This window comes from Actinomycetota bacterium, assembly GCA_036280995.1.
GTDB lineage: Bacteria > Actinomycetota > CALGFH01 > CALGFH01 > CALGFH01 > CALGFH01.
The window spans coordinates 1-2317 of sequence record DASUPQ010000081.1; the positions used below are offsets into that span (position 1 = coordinate 1).

The 2317-nt window shown below is 74.7% G+C and carries 3 protein-coding genes; all 3 read left to right on the forward strand.

The genetic code is table 11. From position 1 onward, the window contains the following. The coding region (locus tag VF468_02225; protein HEX5877130.1) for a LuxR C-terminal-related transcriptional regulator at positions 1–461 on the forward strand (461 nt) is incomplete at its 5' end. Positions 462–504: 43 nt separating this feature from the next. Beyond that, a complete protein-coding gene (locus VF468_02230; protein ID HEX5877131.1) occupies positions 505–1683 on the forward strand; it encodes an MFS transporter in 1179 nt (392 codons plus the stop codon). Positions 1684–1876: 193 nt separating this feature from the next. Beyond that, positions 1877–2317, forward strand: a 441-nt coding sequence (locus VF468_02235; GenBank protein ID HEX5877132.1) for a DUF4397 domain-containing protein, incomplete at its 3' end; no start/stop codon positions are given.

The window sequence follows — 2317 nt, forward strand, 5'->3', positions numbered from 1 at the left end:
ACGAGCGGTGCGACGGGAGCGGCTACCACCGTGGGCTGCGGGCGGACCGGCTGTCGATCGGCGCCCGGGTGCTGGCCGCCGCGGACGAGTGGCGCACCCTGGTCGAGGACCGACCCCACCGGCCGGGGCTCGACGAGCAGCGGGCGCGGCGCCGGCTCGAGGCCGACGTACGGGAGGGACGGCTGGACGGAGACGCCGTGGCCGCCGTGCTCCACGCGAGCGGGGACCGACCGCGCAGGCCGACCACCACGGCCGGGCTCACGGCCCGCCAGCTCGAGGTGCTGCGGCTGGTGACACGGGGTCTCTCCAACCGGGAGATCGCCCGGCGCCTCACCCTGTCGCCCCGCACGGTCGACCGGCACGTCGCGGACACCTACACCCGGATCGGCGTGACCAGCAGGGCGGCGGCGGCCCTGTACGCGATCGAGCACGGCCTCGTGGACCCGGATCGAACTGGGTAGAACCACCCATGACCGCCGGCCCGGGCAGCCGGACGATGCGGAGATGGCCCAGACGCTCACGACCCGCGAACCGCTGCTGACCCGCAGCTTCGTCGCGCTCGTGGTCGCGGAGCTCGCCTACTTCACCGCGGACGGCATGGCGATCCTGGCGCTCCCACTGCTCGTGACGGGTCCGCTCGACGGCAGCGCCGCGGGTGCCGGGCTGGCCTTCGGAGCCTTCGCGGCGACAGCCCTGCTGGCCCGGCCGTTCGTCGGCAGGCTCTGCGACCGGTGGGGCCGCCTGCCGTTGATGACGTCGGGCGCTGTCCTGGCGTCGATCGGGCTGGCGCTGACGGCGTACGCCGACAGCCTCGCCCTCGTGATCGCGCTGCGGCTGCTCCTCGGTGTCGGCGAGGCGGCGTTCTTCGTCGCCGGGCTGGCGGCCCTGGCGGACCTGGCGCCGCCCGATCGGCTGGGCGAGGCCGTCAGCTACAGCTCGCTCGGCCTCTACCTCGGCCTGACCCTCGGGCCGCCGCTCGCTGAGCTGCTGCTGCACGCCGGTGGGTTCCTGGCGGTGTGGCTCGGGGCGGCGCTGCTGGCGGCGTCGGCCGCGGCGCTCGCGCAGCTCGTGGGCGAGACCAGGGACGCGACGGCCACCGACGAGCCCGGCGGGCTGATCCACGTGCCTGCCATCGCACCCGGACTGGGGTTCCTGACCTCGGTCGTGGCGATGGGTGGCTTCCTGGCCTTCGCCGCCCTGCACGCGCGGGAGTCCGGCCTGGCCAACGCGAGCCTGCCGCTGGCGGTGTACGGCGGCACCGTTGTGGTGGGCCGGATCGCGGTCGGCAGGTACGTCGACCGGTTCCCGCCGCTGCGCCTCGGTGCCGCCGCGCTGGGTGTCATGGGCGTCGGCCTGAGCCTGCTGTGGCTGTTCGCGACACCGGCGGGTGTGCTGGTCGGCAGCGCCGTGACCGCCGTCGGTGTCGTGTTCAGCACGCCCGCGTTCTTCGCCGCCATCTTCTCCACCGCGAGCCCCTCCACGCGCGGCGCCGCCTCTGCTACGGCGAGCATCGCCCTCGACCTGGGGCTCGCCGGCGGTCCGCTGCTGGTCGGCATGGTCGCCGAGGGTCTCGGGATCCAGGGCGCGTTCGCGGTGTGCGCCGGCGTCACGGCGCTCGGGATGACCTGGACCTGGCTGCTGGCGCGCCGCTCCCAGCAGCTCGGTGGTGCCGCTCTCGCCTGACGGTGCCGCGACCACGCTCCGGCGACGGCAACCATCCGCGCGCCGCCGTACGAAGTAGGGGTAGCCGCACCAACGCGGCCAGCCACGGAGGAGGTCCCTTGAAGCGTCGCAGACTGCTCGTCCCGATGGCAGCCGCGGATCGTCTTCGTGCCGCAGCCGATCGACCCCTGGTAGCTCCACGAAAGGACACACGATGACGCACTGGATCAGGCGGGCCGCCACGGCGGCCGCACTCGCGCTGGTGTCGCTCGGCCTCGCGACCCCGGCACACGCCGCGGACGCGATGGTCTCGGTACTGCACGCCGTCCCGGGAGCCACGGTCGACGTCTACGCCAACGGCGAGGAGCTGCTGACCGACTTCGAGCCGGGCACCCTCACCGACCCCGTGGCGCTGCCCGAGGGTGAGTACGACCTGCTGGTGGTCGCCGCCGGCGACGGCCCCGACGGGGACCCGGTCATCGAGGCCAACGGCGTCGCGGTGCCCGGCGGCGCGAACATCACGGTCGCCGCCCACCTCGACGGCGACGGCAACCCGGTCCTGACGCCGTTCGTCAACGACACGTCGGCGATCGCGGCCGGCCAGGCCCGGCTCACCGTCCGTCACACCGCCGCCGCCCCGGCGGTGGACGTCCGC